The sequence below is a fragment of the Streptomyces sp. NPDC020747 genome (assembly GCF_044334695.1).
In the GTDB taxonomy this organism is placed as follows: Bacteria; Actinomycetota; Actinomycetes; order Streptomycetales; family Streptomycetaceae; genus Streptomyces.
Map to the genome: position 1 here is coordinate 324164 of NZ_JBIRTJ010000003.1, position 18812 is coordinate 342975.

Sequence of the window (18812 nt, forward strand, 5' to 3'; positions counted from 1 at the left end):
GTTGGTAATGAAGGTGTCAGTTGATTGCGGGTGACCCGGTGAGGGACCAGGTGGTTCCGCCCTCGCCGTCGTTGTTCTTGTCGTATTGCACTAGGCCGTCAGCTGTCCAGCCGCCGTTCAGAGAGCTGGTGTAGTTGGGCGTGTTGAAGTTGATGTCGTTCGAGTACGTCCTGTTGATCAGCGTCGTGTAAGGGCTGTTCGACGAGGTCTTCATGTCGTTGTTGCGCTCCAGGCGGACTTCGACGCGGAAGTTGTCGAATCGGTTGCCATGGTGACCGGCGGAGCCCCGCCACTTCACGAATGCCTTCGCGTAGTGGAGGTTGCCCTCGGAATACACGCAGAGCTTGACGTCGACATCGATGTCCGGCTCAATTCCGGGCAAGGTGATGGTCCTGCTGTTGTTCTTGCATGCGGACGCCGCTTCGGCAGTGGTGGTGGTCAGGATCACTGTGGATCCGAGAGCGAGAGCGAGGACGCCGAGTCTGGCAGTGCTGCGCTTCACGTTGTTTCGCATGTGGTCTACCCCCTGGCTGCCCTTGGTTGGAAATGATCAGAGCAGTCGCCCATAAGTATCACTGGTGTTACTTATGGGGCAAGGGCGTTCGATTTTAACTGTTGTGATGGGCCACTGCGCTTCACGGTCGGACCACTTGGGTCATCTCGGCGTCGGGGTTGGGTGCGGGGGCCGGTGCGGGGCGGCGGGCGGTGTCGCTGATTCTGATCAGGATGCCGACGAGGGCCCAGTTGGCGATGACGGAGGAACCGCCGTACGCCAGGAAGGGCATCGTCATACCGGTCAGCGGGATCAGGCCCATGACGCCGCCGGCGACGACGAAGACCTGGAGGGCGAAGGCGCCGGAGAGGCCGACGGCGAGGAGCTTGCCGAAGGGGTCACGGGCGGCGAGTGCCGTACGGACGCCGCGTTCCACGATCAGGCCGTACATCAGCAGGATCGCCATGACGCCGGCCAGGCCCAGTTCCTCGCCGAAGGTGGCGAGGATGAAGTCGGAGTTGGCGGCGAAGCCGATGAGGTCGGAGTTGCCCTGGCCGAGTCCGGTGCCGAGGGTGCCGCCGGAGCCGAAGGCCCACAGGGCCTGCATCGACTGTTCGGTGTGGCCGAGGACGCCTTCCTGGCTCAGTGTGTACTCGCGCATCGGGTCGAGCCAGGCCTGGACGCGCTGCTGGACGTGCGACTCGAAGGAGGCGACGCCGACGGCGCCGGCCGCGGACATCAGCAGACCGAACACAATCCAGCTGGTCCGCTCGGTGGCGACGTACAGCATGATCACGAACATGCCGAAGAACAGCAGTGAGGTACCGAGGTCGGTCTCGAAGATCAGGATCAGGATGGAGAGTACCCAGATGACGACGATCGGGCCGAGGTCTCGTCCGCGCGGCAGGTAGAGCCCCATGAAGCGGCGGCTGGCCAGGGCCAGGGCGTCGCGTTTCACCATGAGGTAGCCGGCGAAGAAGACCGCCAGGGCGATTTTCGCGAACTCACCGGGCTGGATGGTGCCGAGGCCGGGAATATTGATCCAGATCCTCGCGCCGAAGACGTTCACGCCGAGGCCCGGGACCAGCGGGAGGAGCAGCAGGATCACTGCGGCGACCATGGAGATGTAGGTGTAGCGCTGCAGGACGCGGTGGTCCTTGAGGAAGATCAGCACGACCACGAACAGGGCGACGCCGAGCGCGGAGTTCAGCAGCTGGCGGGGGGCCGCCTCGATGAAGTTGGAGCTCTGTTGCAGTCGTTGCGACTGGTCCAGGCGCCAGATCACCACCAGTCCGATGCCGTTGAGCAGCGTGGCCAGCGGCAGCAGCAGCGGGTCCGCGTACGGTGCGAACTTCCGGACGACGAGGTGGCCGACGCCCGCGAGCAGGCCGAGGCCGAGGCCGTAGCTCAGCAGCCCGGGCGGCACCGAGTCGTTCATGGCCAGGCCGACGTTGGCGTAGGCGAACACCGGGATGACCACGGCGAACACCAGGAGCGCGAGCTCGGTGTTGCGTCGGCTCGGTGCTCCGATCGCGCCGATCGTGGACGTGTGCTGCGTCGACGGGTTGGAAGTGCTGCTCATCGTGTGACAGGGCCCCTCACGGCTGCTTACTGCTTACCGCACAGCGAGACCAGCTTCTGCTCTTCGTCGGAGAGGCTGGGGCCGGGTGTGGGAGTGGGTGCGGTCGTGGACTTGGACGGGTCGGGTGATGCTGTACCGGACCCCGACGAGGGCGCCGTCGGCGTAGGTGTCGCCTTGGACGCGGTTGAGGTCCGTGTGGTTCCCGTGACACCACCGGCCTCGCCCTCACCGGTCTTCGCGTTCTCTTTGCTCTCGGCCTCGCGGCGATCGGCGTCCTTCTTGCACGCGGACGCCTGGGTCGCCAGCTCGTCGATCTTCGAGCGGGCGTCGGTCAGACCGCCCTCGGCGATCGTGGCCTTGACCTGCTTCTGCTGGTAGGGCGGCAGGTACTTGAGTTCGATCTCGGGGTGATCCTTCTCCACCTTCGAGAGCGAGACCCAGGCCAGGTCCTGGCTGATGCCCTGGTAGAGCGCGACGTGCTCGTCGTTGGCGCCGACGTAGTACTGCGTCTGCGTCCAGCGGTAGCCGCCGTACAGTCCGCCGCCGATGACGCCGAGCGCGAGGGCGATGTAGAGGGATCTCTTCAGCCACTTCCGCCCGGAGCTCGGTTTGACGAAGTCGTCGTCCGAGTAGCCGCCGAAACCGCCGGTGGGTACGTAGCCGGTGGTGTCGCCGCTGCCGGGCGGGCCGAACTCTCCGCCGCCGCCCTGCCCGGGTACCTGCCGGCCGAGGCTGGAGGCGCGGCCGGCGGGCGTCTGCATGGCGCCGTTGTCGTGCAGCTGGTGCTGGTTCTCGGCGACCGCGCCCACCACGACTGGGGTGTCGGAGAGCTGCCCCGCGAGGGTGTCCCCGCCGTCGATGTCGAGGACGTCGGCCACGATGACCGTGATGTTGTCGGGGCCGCCGCCGCGCAGCGCGAGCTCGATGAGCTGCTGCACGGTCTCCTGCGGGCCCTGGTAGCTGGCGAGGGTGTCCTCCATCGTCTGATGGGAGACGACCCCGGAGAGTCCGTCGGAGCAGATCAGGTACCGGTCGCCGGCGCGGACCTCACGGATGGAGAGGTCCGGTTCGACGTGGTCGCCGCTGCCCAGCGCGCGCATCAGCAGGGAGCGCTGCGGGTGGGTGGTGGCTTCTTCCTCCGTGATGCGGCCCTCGTCGACGAGGCGCTGCACCCAGGTGTGGTCCTGCGTGATCTGCGTCAGCACGCCGTCCCGCAGCAGGTAGGCGCGGGAGTCACCGACGTGTACGAGGCCGAGCCGCTGCCCGGTCCACAGGAGCGCGGTGAGGGTCGTCCCCATGCCTTCGAGCTGGGGGTCCTCCTCGACCATCATCCTGAGCTGGTCGTTGGCGCGCTGAACGGCCGTGCCGAGCGAGGTGAGGATGTCGGAGCCCGGCACGTCGTCGTCGAGCGCGACGATGGTGGAGATGACCTCGGAGGAGGCCACCTCACCGGCGGCCTGGCCGCCCATTCCGTCCGCGATCGCGAGCAGCCGGGGACCGGCGTAACCGGAGTCCTCGTTGCCCTCGCGGATCATGCCTTTGTGCGATCCGGCGGCGAAGCGCAGTGACAGACTCATGCGCACCTCGCCCGTCGGCTCCGGGTACATCCGCACGGTGCCCACCCTCCGGTCGGGAGCGCGCCGGGGTCCGTCGTGTGGACCGCCGCTGCCCGCTCGCTCCGCTCGCGCTCATTCATGACGTAGCACTACTTCCGCAGCTCGATGACGGTCTTGCCGATGCGGATCGGCGCGCCCAGCGGGATCGGCGTGGGAGTCGTCAGTCGGTTCCGGTCGAGATACGTGCCGTTGGTGGACCCGAGGTCTTCGACGATCCACTGGCCGTCACGGTCCGGGTAGATCCTGGCATGCCTGCTGGACGCGTAGTCGTCGTCCAGCACGATGGTGCTGTCGTGTGCACGTCCCAGGGTGATGGTCTGCCCCTGAAGGGCGACCGTCGTGCCCGTGAGGATGCCCTCGGAGACCACCAGTTTGGTGGGGGCGCCGCGGCGCTGTCGGCCGCCGCCGCTCGGTGGTGCCGCCTGCTGGCGCTGCTGCGGCGGCGCGGCTTGGCGCGCGGTCTGCTGCGGTCGGTTGGCGTCCCTGCGCGAGCCGCGCTGTGTGACGCGCGTTCCGAACAGGTCGCTGCGGATGACCTGCACGGCCACGATCACGAACAGCCACAGTACGGCCAGGAAACCCAGCCGCATGACCGTGAGGGTCAGCTCTGACATTGCCCCCGCTTCACCCTTCGGCTTGCCGGTAAATGATGGTGGTGCTGCCCACGACGATCCGCGAGCCGTCGCGGAGCGTAGCGCGGGTGGTGTGCTGTCCGTCCACCACGATGCCGTTGGTGGACCCGAGATCCTGGACAGTCGAGGGCGTTCCGGTCCGGATCTCACAGTGCCGGCGCGAGACGCCGGGGTCGTCGATCCGCACGTCGGCTTCGGTGCTGCGGCCCAGCACCAGCGTCGGGCGGGAGATCTGATGGCGGGTGCCGTTGATCTCGATCCAGTGCCGCGTACGTCCACCCGGCTGCGGGGCCGCGGCGGGCCGCTGGCCCGCGGGTGCGGCGCCCGGACGGCCGCCGGGGGGCGGCGCGGCAGGCATGGGAGGAGCGGCCGCGGGCGGGTAGCCGTAGCCACCTGCCTGGCCGCGGGCCGCCGGGGGCGGGCTCGCGGGTGCGCGCTCGGGAGCGGCCTGCTGGTTGGCGGAGGAGGCGAGCGTACGGCTGCGGACCCGGTACAGGCCCGTGTCCAGGTCGTCCGCCTTCTCCAGATGCACCTTGATGGTGCCCATGAAGGTGTAGCGCTGCTGCTTGGCGTAGTCGCGCACCATGCCGGCGAGCTCGTCTCCGAGCTGGCCGGAGTAGGGGCTGAGCCGCTCGAAGTCGGGCGTGCTCAGCTCCACGATGAAGTCGTTCGGGACGACGGTCCGGTCGCGGTTCCAGATCGTGGCGTTGTTGTCGCACTCGCGCTGGAGCGCTCCCGCGATCTCCACGGGCTGGACCTCGGACTTGAACACCTTGGCGAAGGTGCCGTTGACCAGACCTTCGAGACGTTGCTCGAACTTCTTCAGGACTCCCATGGGGCACCTCCTCCTTCGTCGTTGCCCTGGTACTGCTTACTGATCGTATCCACGCGCCGGGAAATCGGCTGGTTCCCCCTGTCGGCCCGGTCGACAGAAGTCGACGCCCACTGAAGTCCCCTCCCGAAGTTCCCTGGGAAGCCCCTCTTCGAACTCTCCCCGGGCACTCCGTACGAGAAGGATCGTAGAGGTGGCGTACCCACAGTGTCCCGCACCCGACTGTGGACCCCGGCCCCCTCCTGGGGAGATGGCCTGGACCGGTACGAGGTTGATACGTGAACCGGTTCTCGTTGATACGTGGAGGGTGGGGACGGAGGGATCCGGGGTGCCGTCCGAGGCGGTCCCGCAGGTGATGCGGGGGTGAAGCGGGGCTGATGGCGGGCCGCAGCGGAGGTCCGCTGCCCCACCGCCGGCCCTCCGAAACGGATGTGAATCCACCCCATCCAGCGTGCTAATCTTCTGCATGTCGGCAGGCGCTCACCCACTCGGTGAGAGACGGACGACACACCCAATGCGCGGGTGGCGGAATAGGCAGACGCGCTGGATTCAGGTTCCAGTGCCCGCAAGGGCGTGGGGGTTCAACTCCCCCCTCGCGCACCATCAGGAGACCGGGTCTCCACCAGAACGAAAGTTCCGGTGGGGGCCCGTTCTTCGTTCCCCGGAACGTTCCCGGCCGGACTGTTCACCCCGGCCGACGGCATGACAGGGCAGGCCCCCGGCGGTGAGGTATCTCACGGCCGGGGGCCTGCTTTGTGTGAGGCGGGGTCTTCGCTGGAGTGGCGCCGGGGCGGCGTCGCGGGAGGAAGATCACCTATCGGAACGCGGGCGTCGGCTGTGGGTTTGCCGCTGGGCTCGGCGGCGGCTTCTGCGGTGGCGGATCGACTGTACGTACGCCAACACCGCCAACGGGACATACCGGATGTCTCGCGGGTGGACGCACCCCGAGTGCAAGATCGGCCCGATGCGGAACAACTCTCCTCAGGCGCTGCCTCGTTATGGAAAGGCGTGTGCGCATCTGTCCGTCAACGGGGTGCGCCGGGTGAGTCAGTGCCACGACATCACGAAGTGAGCCGTTCATGATCGATCGGCAGGCGGGCCGGGACCGGGCTCGGGATGTGCGACCGCGGTGGGCCGGAGTCGCGGCGTTCGTCGGGGGGGGCTGGTGGTGACGCTGGCTTTCTTCGGCTTCTTCCCCGGGCTCCCGCATGTCATCGACTGGGGGGCGATCGTCGTCGCCGTCCTTGTCGGGGGGCTCGTCCGGTGGCTTTGTCAGGCCTGGATGAAGAAGAAGCGGGGCAGGGCCTAGGGTGCCGGTCCGGCTATGTGGTGGGAGTGGGCCTTGTGAAGGTGATCCTTTTTGGGGCGACCGGGATGGTCGGGCAAGGGGTTTTGCGGGAGTGCCTGCGGGACACGGGTGTGGAGCGTGTGCTCGTCGTCGGGCGGACGGCCGTGGGGGTCTCGGATCCGAAGCTGAGTGAGGTCGTGCGGGCCGATCTCAGTGATCTCGGCGGGCTCGAGGGCGAGCTCTCCGGGTACGACGCCTGCTTCTTCTGCCTCGGGGTTTCGTCGGCGGGCATGAAGGAGGGCGCGTACCGGAAGGTCACGTACGACCTCACGCTCGAGGTGGCTCGTTCGCTGGGCCGCTGGAATCCGGGGCTGGCCTTCTGTTACGTGTCCGGGCAGGGGACCGACGGTTCCGCGCAGGGGCGTGTGATGTGGGCGCGGGTCAAGGGGGAGACGGAGAACGCGCTGCTCGCCCTGGACGGTGTGGAGGGGTACATGTTCCGGCCGGGGCTCATCCAGCCGCTGCACGGAATCCGGTCGAAGACCCGGGCGTACCGGGTGATCTACGCGTTGACCGGGGCCCTGCTGCCTGTCCTGCGGAAGCTGGCGCCCCGGCGGATCACCACGACCGAACAGGTGGGCCTGGCGATGATCTCGGTGGCCCGGGACGGGGCGGCGGAGCGGGTGCTGGAGACGGACGGGATCAACCGGGCGGCGGCAGCGGCCGCGTAGGGCTCGCCTTCCGCCGTGATGGGCCCCCTGGGGTCGCGATGGGGACCCAAGGGGGAAATGGGTCTCCCAGGGATGCCCATCAGTGAAAGTGCCCTCTCCGTAGAGGGTGAAGAACGGCCGTGCGGCGCCGCTTCGGGCGCGTTGGGCGCCGTACGACCGGGTGCGTGGTCACGTGGTGCGCGCGTGCTCACGTGGTGAAGCGTCAGGCCGCCTTGGACGTGAGCTGCTCGGCGAGGGCCCTTGCCTTGTCGGCCGCCTCCTGGAGGGCCTTGGCTCGGGAGGCCTCGAAGAGCGGGACCAGCTCGGACATCGCCGGGTTGTGCGGGGCCATCGTGAGCTCCGGGACGATGAATTCGAGGTCCAGGGCAAGCATGTCCTTGAAGATGGCCTCCAGGTAGTTCTGCACGTACTCGTAGCCCGCGCGCGGGGTGCCCGGCGCGTAGGAGCCGCCGCGGCTGGCCACGACGGTGAGCGGGGTGCCCTTGGCGGACGGGGTCTCGCCCGCGGTGCGGCCGAAGAGGACCACGTTGTCGAGCCACGCCTTGAGCGTCGACGGGATCGAGTAGTTGTACATGGGCGCGCCGATCAGCACGGCGTCCGCCTGCTCCAGCTCCTCGATGAACTTCACACGCTCGGCGAAGGCGGCGGCCTGCTCCGGGGTGTGCTCCGACGGATCGGCGAAGCCGGCGCTGTGGGCGTCGGCGGTGATGTGCGGTACGGGATTCTCGGAGAGGTCGCGGTAGATCACCGTGCCCTCCGGGTGCTGCTCCTCCCAGGCCTTGCGGAAGGCGTCCGTGACGGCGCGGGACGCCGAGGCGGGACCCGGGAAGACGGACGAGTCCAGGTGCAGCAGGGTGGCCATGAGTTCTCCAGTGAGGGTGGTTCGGCCGGCGATGGGGTTCGAGGGAGTGTTGTCCGAACGGAGCGTTCTCCGACGGGTGCGCCGAGGGCGCGCTGTGCTCTTGGCGGCCCGGGCGTGGTGAGGCCCGTCGCCATGGGCTGCGTTTCTGTTCGTAACTATGAATAACACAGTCACTTACTTTTTTTCATCCCCTCACGGAAGGCCAGTACCCTGAAGCCATGGCGGTCCAGGAAAACCACGACGCCGCGTCGTGCAGGCGGGTGGACAACGGCATCACCCAGGTCTTCCAGGTGCTCGGAAAGCGCTGGACGGGCCCGATCGTGGCCGTGCTCCTGCCCGCCCCCGTGCACTTCGCGGATCTGCGCCGTGCCATCCCCGGCATCAGCGAGCGCATGCTCTCCGACCGGCTCACCGAGCTGGCGACGGTCGGGCTGGTGGTGCGCGAGGTCGACGACGGGCCGCCGCTGCGCGTCTCCTACCGGCTGACGGAGGCGGGGGCGGCCTTGGAACCCGCGCTGGGGGAACTGGGCGCCTGGGCGAAGGCGTATCTGGCGGAGGACGGGCGCTGCCAGGAGCGGTTCCGACGCTAGCGCCGGAACCGCCTGCGAGCTGTCCTCCACGTTGAGCTGCGGTGTTTTCCACAGGTGCGGAGTTGTCCACAGGGGCTCACGCGGATCGGCGCCCGGCGGTACGGTCATCTCGAAATTGATGTTCGTGCGCGGGGGAGGCGGTTCTGGTGAGCGAGACCGGTGGTGTGGTGGCCGGGGCGGCAAGGGTTCCGGCGGTGCGCGGGTTCGCGCGACCGGCCGGGGAGGGCCCGGCCAAGGAGCAGGGTTCGCCCAAGGAGGAGGGCAAGGCGCTGCGAGGCGGCGTCCCGCGCAGTGCGCACGCCTCCCTGGACACGAACGGCGACCGCCCGGACGCGGTGACCGCGGTCGACGCGTCCAACCGCGGCCGGATCTCCGAGCTCACGCCGATACGGGTCGGCCGGATGGCGGCCACACCCTTCGCCTTCCTGCGCGGTTCGGCCGGTCTCATGGCCTACGACCTGGCGCGTACGCCGCTGACCGGCATCGGCGCCCAGATCTGCGGCGACGCGCACGCGGCGAACTTCGGTCTGTACGGGGACGCGCGCGGCGGCCTCGTCATAGACCTGAACGACTTCGACGAAACGGTGCACGGGCCGTGGGAGTGGGACCTCAAGCGGCTCACGACGTCGCTGGTGCTCGCCGCCCGGGAGGCGGGGGCCGACGAGGACACCTGCCGCAAGGCGGCGTACTTCGCGACCGGTTCGTACCGGCGCACCATGCGGCTGCTCGCCAAGCTCCCGGTCCTGGACGCGTGGAACGCCATCGCGGACGAGGAGCTGGTCTCGCACACCGACGCCCACGATCTGCTCGGCACGCTGGAGCGGGTCTCGGAGAAGGCCCGTGGCAACACCAGCGGGCGGTTCGCGGCCAAGTCGACGGAGGTCGTGGAGGGCGGCGGGCGCCGCTTCGTCGACGCCCCTCCGGTGCTGCGGCGCGTGCCGGACGAAGAGGCCTCCGCGGTCGCGCGGTCGCTGGAGGAGTATCTGGCCACGCTCTCCGAGGACCGTCTCCCGCTCCTCGCGCGGTACGCGGTGCACGACGTGGCGTTCCGAGTGGTCGGCACGGGCAGCGTGGGCACGCGCTCGTACGTGGTGCTGCTCCTCGACCACCGCGGTGAGGCCCTTGTCCTCCAGGTGAAGGAGGCCCGTACGTCCGTCCTGGTGCCTCATCTGGCGACGGTCGGCATCGCGGTGCCCGAGGTCGAGCACGAGGGCCGCCGGGTCGTCCTCGGCCAGAAGAGGATGCAGGTCGTCAGCGACATCCTCCTCGGCTGGACGTCGGTCGAGGGGCGCCCGTTCCAGGTGCGGCAGTTCCGCAACCGCAAGGGCAGCGTCGATCCCGCGGCGCTGGCCGCGGACCAGATAGACGACTACGCCCGGATGACGGGGGCCCTGCTGGCACGGGCCCACGCGCACAGCGCCGATCCACGGCTCATCGCGGGGTACTGCGGCAAGAGCGAGGAACTGGACGAGGCGGTCGCGGCCTTCTCGGTGGCCTACGCGGACCGGACCGAGGCCGACCACGCGGAGCTGGTGGCGGCCGTGCGGGCGGGACGGATCGTGGGTGAGCTGGGGGTCTGACGAGCCGGCGAAAGCTTCGGGAGGCGTCCGGGGGAAGGCCCTGGCCAGGCGATTCGAATAGGTGGCTGAGCCGTGGCCTAGGCTGGGCGGGTGACGACCCCGGAAGCTGATCAGCCCCCGCCCGAGCCCCTCGCGGAACCGGGCTCCGGTGAGCCGCGCGCCGAGAAGGTGCCGTCCGCCGAGTCGGACACCGAGAGGCCTGCCGAGCCGTCCGCCGAGACGTCCAGTGAGGCATCCGTCGAGGCATCCGTCGATTCGGGCGCAGACGCCGAGTCGGGTGCGGAGCCGTCGGTCGAGGCGTCTGCCGGGTCGGGCGCTGACGCCGACGTGCCGTTGTCGGACGTGACCGGAGGCGATGGGGCCGAGCGCGAGGAGTCTGCGGACGGGGCCACGGCGGGTGACCGTACGGCGGACGCTCCAGCGGTGGGCGACGGGACCGCGGACGACGAGTCGGCAGGTGGCTCGACCGCCGGCGAAGGGTCGGTTGATGGTTCCGTCTCGGGCGATGCGACGGTTGGCGGTTCGGCCTCGGGCGGCCCGACGGTAGGTGGCCCGACCGCCGGTGACGCGTCCGAAGGTGGTACGTCCGAGGGTGGTGCCGGAGGCGAAGGGCAGGCGCGGCCCGAGGAGCGGCTGGAGCGGGCCGTTCGGGCGGCCGAGCAGGCGTTGATCGAGTTCGAGATCGCGGTGGAGACGTTCCGGGTCGAGGTGGAGAACTTCTCCCGGCTGCACCACCAGAAGCTCGGGCCGATGTACTCGCGGCTCGACGAGTTGGACGCGCAGGTCGCCGAGGCGCGGGCCGCGAGCACCGGTGACCCGGAGGACGTGCGCAAGGCGCAGGAGGCACGGGCCCGCGTCATGCCGATGCCCGGGATCGAGGAGTTGTTCCACGACTGGCTCGACTCGGACGGGTTGTCCCCGGAGGCGTCGGCCATGCTGACCGAGCAGCCGGTGCGGCCGCCGCAGCGGGTCCGGCCGAGCGACGAGGCCCGCAAGCTCTACCGGGAGCTGGTCCGCAAGGCGCACCCCGACCTGGCGCAGGACGACACGGAGCGCGCGCGGCGCGACGAGTTCATCTCCCGGGTCAACGCGGCGTACGGCCGTGGGGACGAGACCCTGCTCCGGGAGCTGTCCGAGGAGTGGGCCGCCGGTCCCGTGTCCGAGGAGTGGCGCCCGACTCGCAGCGAGGAGCTCTACGCCCGTCTCGAATGGCTCGCCCAGCGCAAGGAACTGCTCGCCCTCGTAGCCCGCGACCTGGAGGAGAGCGCGATCGGCGCGATGCTCAAGATCGCGCCGGACGATCCCGACCGGCTGCTGGAGGAGATCGCCGAGCAGCTGCTGGCGCAGGTGAGCGAGCGGGAGACCGAACTGGCGGGCCTGCTCGGCAGCGGGGCCTGAGGGCAGGCCGGAGCCTGAGGACAGGCTTCCGGTGCCGTCGGCCATGGGGACAGTGGCCTCCCGTCCGCGTACACCGGGGTGAGTTGCGAAATGGCGCGGTCGGGTAGCGTCGGGGCATGAGTTTCGGAGCTGGTGTGCCCACGGTCGAGGTCTCGGATCTCGGGGACGGTGACTTTCTGCTGGACGTCCGGGAGGACGACGAGTGGCAGGCGGGTCACGCCGAAGGGGCGTTGCACATTCCCATCAGTGACTTCGTCGCACGTTACGGCGAACTGACCGAGGCGGCGCCGCAGGACGGCAGGGTCCATGTGATCTGCCGCTCCGGGGGCCGTTCGGCACAGGTCGCGATGTACCTGGTCCAGCAGGGCATCGACGCGGTGAACGTCGACGGCGGCATGCAGGTCTGGGCGGCCGCGGGCCGTCCCGTGGTGAACGCGGAGGGGCAGTCGGGGTTCGTGCTTTAGCGGACCGGGGCGGCCGGGTCTGCCGGCCGCCCGCCTGTCTCAAGCCTCGCGCTCAGCCCAATGTCCCGAGGCGTCGCGTTCGTCCCCAATGCCTCCCGTTCGTCCCGGGGCCTCGCGCTCATCCCAAGGGATGGGCCGCCAGCAGGTCGCCCAGTGCCTCCTCGTGTGCCGCCGCCGGGCCCAGTGAGAGTTCCAGGTGCTTGGCCCAGGCGTGGTACCGGTGCAGGGGGTAGTCGGTGTCCGCGCCGATGCCGCCGTGCAGATGCTGCGCGGTCTGCACGACACGGCGTACGCCCTCGGAGGCCCAGGTCTTGGCGACGGCGATGTCGCCGGACGCGGGGAGCGCCCCGCCCGCCCCCGAGCTGATCCGCCACGCGGCCTGCCAGAGCGTCACCTCCATCGCGCGCAGGTCGATGTAGCGGTCGGCGGCCTGCACGGCCACGGCCTGGAACGTGGCGACCGGGAACCCGAACTGCTCCCGCTTGCTGGTGTATTCGCTCGTCATCCCGAGTACTCCTTCACCCAGCCCGAGCGCCAGCGCGCACGTCCCGGTGGCGAGCAGGTCGCGCAGCGACTCCCAGGCTCCGTCGGCGTCGATGACGTCACGGGCGGGAACGCGTACGGAATCCAGCCGGAGTTCGCCGAGCCGCTCGCCCGTTGTCGAGAACTGCTCGGCGAGCAGCGCGCCTTCGTGGACGCGGGGGACGAGGGCGAGCACGGAGCGGCCGGAGTCGGTGCTCAGCGCGGGTACGAGGACGAAGTCGGCGTTCTGCGCCCAGGGGACGGCCGTCTGCATCCCGTCCAGCACCCACAGGTCGCCCTCCGGCCGCGCTGTCACGGCGAGTTCGGCGCCGTCGTGGCCGGTCCGTCCGTTCGCGGCGACCGTCAGGACCAGTTCGCCCCGGCCGGCCCGGGCGAGCAGGTCCGCCTTCAGCCCCTCGCCGCCGTACCTCTGCACGGTCACCGCCGCCGCGGTGCTCTCCAGCAACGGCACCCGCGCGAGCACCTTCGCGGACTCGCGCAGCACCAGGCAGAGTGCGACGGCGTCCAGGCCCGCGCCGCCGTGGCGGGCGTCGAGCAGCAGGCTCAGCAGGTCCGCGTCGGCGAGTTTCGCCCACAGGGCGCGGTCGAAGTCGTCCGCGACGGCACCGGCGGTGAGCGCCGGACTCGGTACACCGTCCGGCGCGACCCCCGCGAACACCGCCCTCGCCGCTTCCACGGCCGCCTGCTGCTCCTCGGTGAAGGTGAAGTCCACGGCCTTGTCCCTCCGGCGGATCCGTTGATCTGGCGGAGCGTCAAGATAGAACAGGTTCTACAAGAAGGGAACGGTGCGGGCGGGTCGGTCCCGCGGTCACCGAAGGGCTCCCGACCGATCGGTCTGTGTGTTCGATTCGGGGAGAGGTGAGGGTCGTAAGGTGTCAACCGCTGTGGATAACCTCGTTGCTTCTGTGACCCATGGGACTGTGCTGGGCGCGCGGGCCTGAGTACCGTGCCGGTGCGACTGTCGCGGGACGGGCGACGGGAATCGGACAGACTTCGGGAACGGGGCGGAATGGACGCGTACGACAAGGGCTCGAACGCCCGGCCCGTACCGGGCGAGCCCCCGGCCGCCGTCCCCGACAGCCTTCCGCCGGAGGGCCACGAGACCTCGGACGGTCACGAGACCGCAGACGATCACGGGACGTCGGACGCCCACGGCAACCCGGAGAGTCACGAGTCTCCGGGCGGGTACGAGCCCCCCGACAGTCATGAGCCCCCGGGCGGGCACAAGCCCTCCGGTGAAGCTCCCGCCCGGATCCCCCAGCAGTACGGCGACCGGCAACGCGACGACCGGCAGTACGACGACCAGCCATACGACCAGCCATGCGACCAGCAGTACGGCGACACCGCCCTCGTCGGTCCCCCGCTCCCCCCTCCCGCCGGTATCGCCGCCCTCTCCCTCCCGTACCAGATCGCCGCCGCGCTCGCGCTCGCCGTCGTCGCGGTCGCCGCCTGTGTGCACGTCGGCATGGTCTTCCTGCATGTCGCGCCGTCGAACACGGTCACCAAGCAGCACGGGCAGGCGATCGACGAGTGGATCTACCCCGAGTTCGAACAGAACTGGAAGCTCTTCGCGCCCAACCCGCTGCAGCAGAACATCGCGGTCCAGGTCCGCACCGAGGTGCGGGGCGCGGACGGTGACCTCAGGACGACCGGCTGGTACGACCTCTCCGCGCTGGACGGTGCCGCCATCGACGGCAATCTGCTGCCCAGCCACACCCAGCAGAACGAGCTGCGCCGGGCCTGGGACTTCTTCGTGGCCACGCACGACAACGCGAACCGTCCGAACGGCCTGCGCGGCTCCCTGTCCGAGAAGTATCTGCGCCGCATCGTGGTCCTGCGCCTCGACCGCGAGCAGGCCGGCGGCCGGGGCGCGGTCGTGCAACAGGTCCAGGTCCGCTCCCGTACGACCAATGTGCCGCCTCCGAAGTGGAGCCAGGAGCAGGTGTCCGACAAGCCCATCGTCCGCGAGCTGCCCTGGTGGCCGGTCTCGGAGGCCGACCGGGCGGCCGGGACGCGGCCCGCGGAGTCCACGGAGACGGAGGCGAGCGCCCGATGAGCGACCTCGGCCACGGCCCGAGGGGCGACCACGACCCCGAGCCCACCCCGCCGGACAACAATGGCCGCCCGGACAACCATGATCGCGGCCCCACCCCGACCGGCACCCCGACCGGCACCCCGACCGGCACCCCGACCGGCGATCCGACCGGCGATCCGGCGAGCACCCCCGATCACCACCAGACGCACACCCCCGACCACCACCGGACGAGCAGCCTCCGTCGTGACCAGGCGAGCAGCCTCGGCCGGGACCGGACGCGCAGCCTCGGTCGGGAGCGGCTTGCCGGCCGGATAAGCCGGTTCGACCGGAGGCACCGCGTCGACCGGACCCTCGCGCAGGCCATCACGCGCGTCACCGGCGAGGCGCTCGGCCCGTACCAGAGCGCCGTGATCCGCATAGGCTTCGCCGGCACCTGGCTGCTGTTCCTGCTGCGGGAGTTCCCGCACCGCGAGGAGATGTACGGGCCCGACGGCCCCTGGAGCTGGGATCTCGCCCAGCAGCTCATCGCGAGCAACCACGCCTTCACGGCCCTGATGTGGGCCGACGGCCAGGTCTGGTTCGGGATCGTCTACGCGTTCGCCGTGCTGTCCAGCCTCCTGCTGATGCTCGGCTGGCGCACCCGGACCATGTCCGTGCTCTTCATGGTCGGCGTGCTCTCCCTGCAGAACCGCAGCATCTTCATGGGGGACGGCGGCGACAACGTCATCCACCTCATGGCGATCTACCTGGTGCTCACGCGCTGCGGCCGGGTCTGGTCGCTGGACGAGCGGCGGGAGCGCCGGGCCCGGGACGCACGCGCGCGTGGAGCGTGGGTGGGCCCGGACAGGGCCGGTCCCGCCCTCTGGACGGTGCTCGGCCTCGTCCTGGCCGCGGCCACGCTGGCGGGGAAGATCGACGGTGGGTTTTTCGGCGGCTGGCGGACGATCTACTGGGGGCTGTGGGCCGTGCAGGGCCTGTGGTGGCTGGCCCATCGGTACGGCCGGAGCGTCCAGCCCCGCATCCTCCTCGACGTGGTCGCCAACCTCGTCCACAACGCCGCCCTCTTCGTGATCATGGCCGAGGCGTGTCTGATCTACGCGACCGCCGGCTGGTACAAGATCCAGGGTTCGCGCTGGCAGGACGGCACAGCCGTCTACTACCCCCTCCACCTGGACTACTTCTCCCCCTGGCCGGCCCTCTCCGAGCTGCTGTCCGCGAGCGGCACGCTGATGTTGCTGGTGACGTACGGGACGGTGATCGTGCAGGTCGCCTTCCCCTTCACGTTGTTCAACCGGCGGGTGAAGAACGTCCTGCTGGCCGCCATGATCACCGAGCACGCCGTGATCGCCGTCGTGCTGGGCCTGCCGTTCTTCTCGCTCGCGATGATCGCCGCCGACGCCGTGTTCCTGCCGACGTCCTTCCTGCGCCGCGTGGGCGGCTGGGCGGCACGCGCGCGTGGAGGGCTGTTTTCGCGTCTGGGCCGCACGCGTACGCTCCCGGGGCCCCGCGAGGAGCCCCCGCGCACCCCGCAGACGGCCGAGACGTCCTGGACGGCGAGCACCCGCACGTAGGCTTCACCGCATGACGGACGATCCCCGCGACCTCGATCCCGTCGACCCACGCGACCTCGACGCACCCGACCCCGACCCCGTGAGCGCCTGGCGTCGGCTCGCCGGTACCTCCGTGCTGCTCGACGGTTTCCACGCCCTCAAGCACGCCGTGCGTTTCCGGGCCGAGATCCCGGTGGCGGTCACCGCCGACCGGCGGGCCGCCCTCGCCCTCGCCGACGACCTGGCCCCGGACGTACGGGACACCCTGGACGCCCTCCTGACGGAGGTCCCGCAGGCCGCGTACGAAGCTCTCGTCCCGCGCCCGCACCCCACCGCCGTGGCCGCCCTGGCGGTACGTCCCGAGCGCGCCGCCAATCTGCGCGTGCTGGCCCGCGCGCCCCGCATCGCGCCCGTGGTCGTCCTCGACCAGCCGCGCAACCTCGGCAACGCGGGTGCCGTGATCCGGCTCGCGGCCGGTTTCGGCGCGACGGGGGTCGTCACGACCGGCACGCTCGATCCGTGGCATCCCACGGTGGTGCGCGCCGGGGCGGGCCTGCACTTCGCCACGGCCGTCGAGCGACTGACCGTGGACGAACTGCCCGCCGGGCCGGTGTTCGCCCTCGACCCGGAGGGCGAGGACATCCGGGCGCTGAAGCTCCCGGACGACGCGGTTCTCGCCTTCGGCTCCGAGCGCAGCGGGTTGTCGGGCGAACTGCGCGCCCGCACCGACCACTTGGTCTCACTGCCGATGCGGCCCCAGGTCTCCAGCTACAACCTCGCCACCAGTGTGGCGATGACGTTGTTCCACTGGAGTGCCTCGTAGTTGTGCCTCTGCGGGTCGGCTGTGGCTGGTCGCGCCCACGCGGCGGAGCCGCAAATGTGAACAGCCCCGCGCCCCTCTGGGGCGCTCCCTACGCCTCCCTGCGTACCTCCACCACCCGGAACCGGTTGGCCACGAACGCCCCGTCGCACAGTGCGGCGTTCGCCGCCGGGTTGCCGCCCGAGCCGTGGAAGTCCGAGAACGCGGCGGTCTGGTTGACGTAGACCCCGCCGGTCAGGTTGAGCGAGAGCTGGGCGCACTCCTCCAGGCAGGCCTCCTGGACGGCTTCCTCGACCTCCTCCGAGGTCGTGTACGCGCCCACCGTCATCGCGCCCTTGTTGGCGATGGTCCGCCGCAGCAGCGCCACGGCGTCCGCCGCCGAGTCGACCGCGACCGCGAAGGAGACGGGGCCGAAGCACTCGTTCATGAACGCGGCCTGGTCGTCCGGCTTGGCGCCGTCCAGCTTCACGATCACCGGGGTGCGCACGACCGCGTCCGGGAACTCGGGGTTGGCGATCTCCCGTGAGGCGAGGGCGACCTCGCCGAGCCCGGTGGCCGCCTCCAGACGGGCCTTCACGTCGGGGTTCACGATCGCGCCCAGCAGGCCGTTCGCCCGGGCGTCGTCCCCGAGGAGTCCGCCGACCGACTTCGCGAGGTCGGCGACCACCTCGTCGTACGTCCTGGGGCCCTCCTCCGTACGGATGCCGTCGCGGGGGATGAGGAGGTTCTGCGGGGTCGTGCACATCTGGCCGCTGTAGAGGGACAAGGAGAAGGCGAGGTTCGACAGCATCCCCTTGTAGTCGTCGGTCGACTCCACGAGCACCGTGTTGACGCCGGCCTTCTCCGTGTAGACCTGCGCCTGACGGGCGTTGGCCTCCAGCCAGTCGCCGAACGCCGTCGAGCCCGTGTAGTCGATGATCCGGATCTCCGGGCGTGTCGCCAGGGTCTTGGCGATGCCCTCGCCCGTCCGCTCGGCGGCCAGCGCCACCAGGTTCGGGTCGAAGCCGGCCTCGGCGAGCACCTCGCGGGCCACCTGGACGGTGAGCGCGAGCGGCAGCACCGCGCGCGGGTGGGGTTTCACGAGCACCGCGTTGCCGGTGGCCAGGGAGGCGAACAGGCCCGGATAGCCGTTCCACGTCGGGAAGGTGTTGCAGCCGATCACCAGCGCGATCCCGCGCGGCACCGGTGTGAACCGCTTGGTCAGCGCGATCGGGTCGCGCTTGCCCTGGGGCTTCGTCCACTCGGCGTCGTCGGGGGTGCGGACCTGCTCCACGTACGCGTACGCAACCGCCTCCAGGCCGCGGTCCTGCGCGTGCGGGCCGCCCGCCTGGAACGCCATCATGAAGGCCTGGCCGCTGGTGTGCATGACCGCGTGCGCGAACTCGTGGGTGCGGTCGCTGATCCGCTTGAGGATCTCCAGGCACACCACCGCGCGCATCTCCGCGCCGGCGTCGCGCCACGCGCGCTGCCCCGCGCGCATGGCGGGCAGCAGGGTGTCGACGTCCGCGTGGGGGTACGTGACGCCCAGTTCGATGCCGTACGGCGAGACCTCGCCGCCCACCCAGTCGTCGGTGCCGGGCTGGCCGAGGTCGAGACGGCTGCCGAGGAGGGCGTCGAAGGCGGCCTTGCCCGCCGCCATGTCCAGGCTGCCGTTCTCCCCGTACGCCTTGGGGTGCTCGGGGTGTGGCGACCAGTACGCGCGCGTGCGGATCGCTTCCAGCGCCTGGTCGAGGGTGGGCCGGTGCTGTTCGATCAGCTGGTGCGCGGTGAGTTCGGCGGCCATGAGGGACCAACTC

The 18812-nt window shown here is 70.2% G+C and carries 17 protein-coding genes and 1 tRNA gene; 10 read left to right on the plus strand and 8 right to left on the minus strand.

The genetic code is table 11. The features are described 5' to 3' along the window. Nucleotides 1–16: 16 nt before the first annotated feature. The 5 genes from ACH4YP_RS10620 to ACH4YP_RS10640 all read right to left on the minus strand — a co-directional run bounded on the left by ACH4YP_RS10620 (nucleotide 17) and on the right by ACH4YP_RS10640 (nucleotide 5158). Nucleotides 17–514, minus strand: coding sequence for a hypothetical protein (locus ACH4YP_RS10620; protein ID WP_361064926.1), 498 nt, complete (start codon nucleotides 512–514; stop codon nucleotides 17–19). Nucleotides 515–635: 121 nt separating this feature from the next. Further along, complete coding sequence (locus tag ACH4YP_RS10625) at nucleotides 636–2075, minus strand: FtsW/RodA/SpoVE family cell cycle protein (RefSeq protein ID WP_361064924.1); 1440 nt, start codon at nucleotides 2073–2075, stop codon at nucleotides 636–638. 26 nt (nucleotides 2076–2101) lie between these two features. Then, the gene (locus ACH4YP_RS10630; protein WP_361064938.1) at nucleotides 2102–3682 is read right to left on the minus strand and encodes a Stp1/IreP family PP2C-type Ser/Thr phosphatase; all 1581 of its coding nucleotides are present in this window, start codon (nucleotides 3680–3682) and stop codon (nucleotides 2102–2104) included. A gap of 98 nt (nucleotides 3683–3780) precedes the next feature. Next, entirely contained in the window at nucleotides 3781–4305 is a 525-nt protein-coding gene (locus tag ACH4YP_RS10635) for an FHA domain-containing protein (protein ID WP_143641383.1), read from the minus strand. A gap of 10 nt (nucleotides 4306–4315) precedes the next feature. Continuing rightward, nucleotides 4316–5158: a DUF3662 and FHA domain-containing protein gene (locus tag ACH4YP_RS10640; protein ID WP_361064919.1), complete on the minus strand. Its 843-nt coding sequence runs from the start codon at nucleotides 5156–5158 to the stop codon at nucleotides 4316–4318. A gap of 513 nt (nucleotides 5159–5671) precedes the next feature. On the opposite strand from ACH4YP_RS10640, the gene ACH4YP_RS10645 reads away from it, so the two are divergent. The 3 genes from ACH4YP_RS10645 to ACH4YP_RS10655 all read left to right on the plus strand — a co-directional run bounded on the left by ACH4YP_RS10645 (nucleotide 5672) and on the right by ACH4YP_RS10655 (nucleotide 7174). After that, nucleotides 5672–5758 (plus strand) — tRNA-Leu (locus ACH4YP_RS10645). 562 nt (nucleotides 5759–6320) lie between these two features. Next, nucleotides 6321–6464 carry a hypothetical protein gene (locus tag ACH4YP_RS10650; RefSeq protein WP_361064918.1) on the plus strand — a complete coding sequence of 48 codons (144 nt, stop codon included), beginning with the start codon at nucleotides 6321–6323 and terminating at the stop codon, nucleotides 6462–6464. Between the two features lie 110 nt (nucleotides 6465–6574). Further along, entirely contained in the window at nucleotides 6575–7174 is a 600-nt protein-coding gene (locus ACH4YP_RS10655) for an epimerase (RefSeq protein WP_361064915.1), read from the plus strand. A gap of 202 nt (nucleotides 7175–7376) precedes the next feature. Here ACH4YP_RS10655 and ACH4YP_RS10660 read toward each other — a convergent pair whose 3' ends face one another. Continuing rightward, complete coding sequence (locus tag ACH4YP_RS10660) at nucleotides 7377–8036, minus strand: NAD(P)H-dependent oxidoreductase (RefSeq protein ID WP_361064912.1); 660 nt, start codon at nucleotides 8034–8036, stop codon at nucleotides 7377–7379. 218 nt (nucleotides 8037–8254) lie between these two features. Between ACH4YP_RS10660 and ACH4YP_RS10665 the strand changes: the two genes are divergently transcribed. The 4 genes from ACH4YP_RS10665 to ACH4YP_RS10680 all read left to right on the plus strand — a co-directional run bounded on the left by ACH4YP_RS10665 (nucleotide 8255) and on the right by ACH4YP_RS10680 (nucleotide 12068). Further along, nucleotides 8255–8626, plus strand: a complete 372-nt coding sequence (locus ACH4YP_RS10665) for a helix-turn-helix domain-containing protein (protein ID WP_361064910.1) — start codon at nucleotides 8255–8257, stop codon at nucleotides 8624–8626. 143 nt (nucleotides 8627–8769) lie between these two features. Then, nucleotides 8770–10206, plus strand: a complete 1437-nt coding sequence (locus ACH4YP_RS10670) for a DUF2252 domain-containing protein (RefSeq protein WP_398490541.1) — start codon at nucleotides 8770–8772, stop codon at nucleotides 10204–10206. A 423-nt stretch (nucleotides 10207–10629) separates the two neighbouring features. After that, complete coding sequence (locus ACH4YP_RS10675; RefSeq protein ID WP_398490542.1) at nucleotides 10630–11604, plus strand: J domain-containing protein; 975 nt, start codon at nucleotides 10630–10632, stop codon at nucleotides 11602–11604. A 134-nt stretch (nucleotides 11605–11738) separates the two neighbouring features. Then, nucleotides 11739–12068, plus strand: coding sequence for a rhodanese-like domain-containing protein (locus tag ACH4YP_RS10680; RefSeq protein ID WP_361064932.1), 330 nt, complete (start codon nucleotides 11739–11741; stop codon nucleotides 12066–12068). A 118-nt stretch (nucleotides 12069–12186) separates the two neighbouring features. Here ACH4YP_RS10680 and ACH4YP_RS10685 read toward each other — a convergent pair whose 3' ends face one another. After that, entirely contained in the window at nucleotides 12187–13323 is a 1137-nt protein-coding gene (locus ACH4YP_RS10685) for an acyl-CoA dehydrogenase family protein (RefSeq protein WP_361064904.1), read from the minus strand. Between the two features lie 297 nt (nucleotides 13324–13620). Between ACH4YP_RS10685 and ACH4YP_RS10690 the strand changes: the two genes are divergently transcribed. The 3 genes from ACH4YP_RS10690 to ACH4YP_RS10700 are packed head-to-tail and all read left to right on the plus strand — an operon-like array spanning nucleotide 13621 to nucleotide 17019. Further along, nucleotides 13621–14667, plus strand: coding sequence for a DUF5819 family protein (locus ACH4YP_RS10690; protein WP_398490234.1), 1047 nt, complete (start codon nucleotides 13621–13623; stop codon nucleotides 14665–14667). Then, complete coding sequence (locus ACH4YP_RS10695; protein WP_398490236.1) at nucleotides 14664–16217, plus strand: HTTM domain-containing protein; 1554 nt, start codon at nucleotides 14664–14666, stop codon at nucleotides 16215–16217. Before ACH4YP_RS10690 ends, ACH4YP_RS10695 begins: the two co-directional genes overlap by 4 nt. Before the next feature lie 10 nt (nucleotides 16218–16227). After that, complete coding sequence (locus ACH4YP_RS10700; protein WP_398490238.1) at nucleotides 16228–17019, plus strand: TrmH family RNA methyltransferase; 792 nt, start codon at nucleotides 16228–16230, stop codon at nucleotides 17017–17019. 88 nt (nucleotides 17020–17107) lie between these two features. Here ACH4YP_RS10700 and paaN read toward each other — a convergent pair whose 3' ends face one another. Further along, nucleotides 17108–18799 carry a phenylacetic acid degradation protein PaaN gene (gene paaN / locus ACH4YP_RS10705; protein ID WP_361064892.1) on the minus strand — a complete coding sequence of 564 codons (1692 nt, stop codon included), beginning with the start codon at nucleotides 18797–18799 and terminating at the stop codon, nucleotides 17108–17110. Nucleotides 18800–18812: the final 13 nt, after the last annotated feature.

What these genes read in the sequence shown, in the direction of transcription:
- ACH4YP_RS10620 (WP_361064926.1), bottom strand. Translation starts at nt 514, where the DNA reads ATGCGAAACAACGTGAAGCGCAGCACTGCCAGACTCGGCGTCCTCGCT.
- ACH4YP_RS10625 (WP_361064924.1), bottom strand. Translation starts at nt 2,075, where the DNA reads ATGAGCAGCACTTCCAACCCGTCGACGCAGCACACGTCCACGATCGGC.
- ACH4YP_RS10630 (WP_361064938.1), bottom strand. Translation starts at nt 3,682, where the DNA reads ATGTACCCGGAGCCGACGGGCGAGGTGCGCATGAGTCTGTCACTGCGC.
- ACH4YP_RS10635 (WP_143641383.1), bottom strand. Translation starts at nt 4,305, where the DNA reads ATGTCAGAGCTGACCCTCACGGTCATGCGGCTGGGTTTCCTGGCCGTA.
- ACH4YP_RS10640 (WP_361064919.1), bottom strand. Translation starts at nt 5,158, where the DNA reads ATGGGAGTCCTGAAGAAGTTCGAGCAACGTCTCGAAGGTCTGGTCAAC.
- ACH4YP_RS10660 (WP_361064912.1), bottom strand. Translation starts at nt 8,036, where the DNA reads ATGGCCACCCTGCTGCACCTGGACTCGTCCGTCTTCCCGGGTCCCGCC.
- ACH4YP_RS10665 (WP_361064910.1), top strand. Translation starts at nt 8,255, where the DNA reads ATGGCGGTCCAGGAAAACCACGACGCCGCGTCGTGCAGGCGGGTGGAC.
- ACH4YP_RS10690 (WP_398490234.1), top strand. Translation starts at nt 13,621, where the DNA reads ATGGACGCGTACGACAAGGGCTCGAACGCCCGGCCCGTACCGGGCGAG.
- ACH4YP_RS10695 (WP_398490236.1), top strand. Translation starts at nt 14,664, where the DNA reads ATGAGCGACCTCGGCCACGGCCCGAGGGGCGACCACGACCCCGAGCCC.
- ACH4YP_RS10700 (WP_398490238.1), top strand. Translation starts at nt 16,228, where the DNA reads ATGACGGACGATCCCCGCGACCTCGATCCCGTCGACCCACGCGACCTC.
- paaN (WP_361064892.1), bottom strand. Translation starts at nt 18,799, where the DNA reads ATGGCCGCCGAACTCACCGCGCACCAGCTGATCGAACAGCACCGGCCC.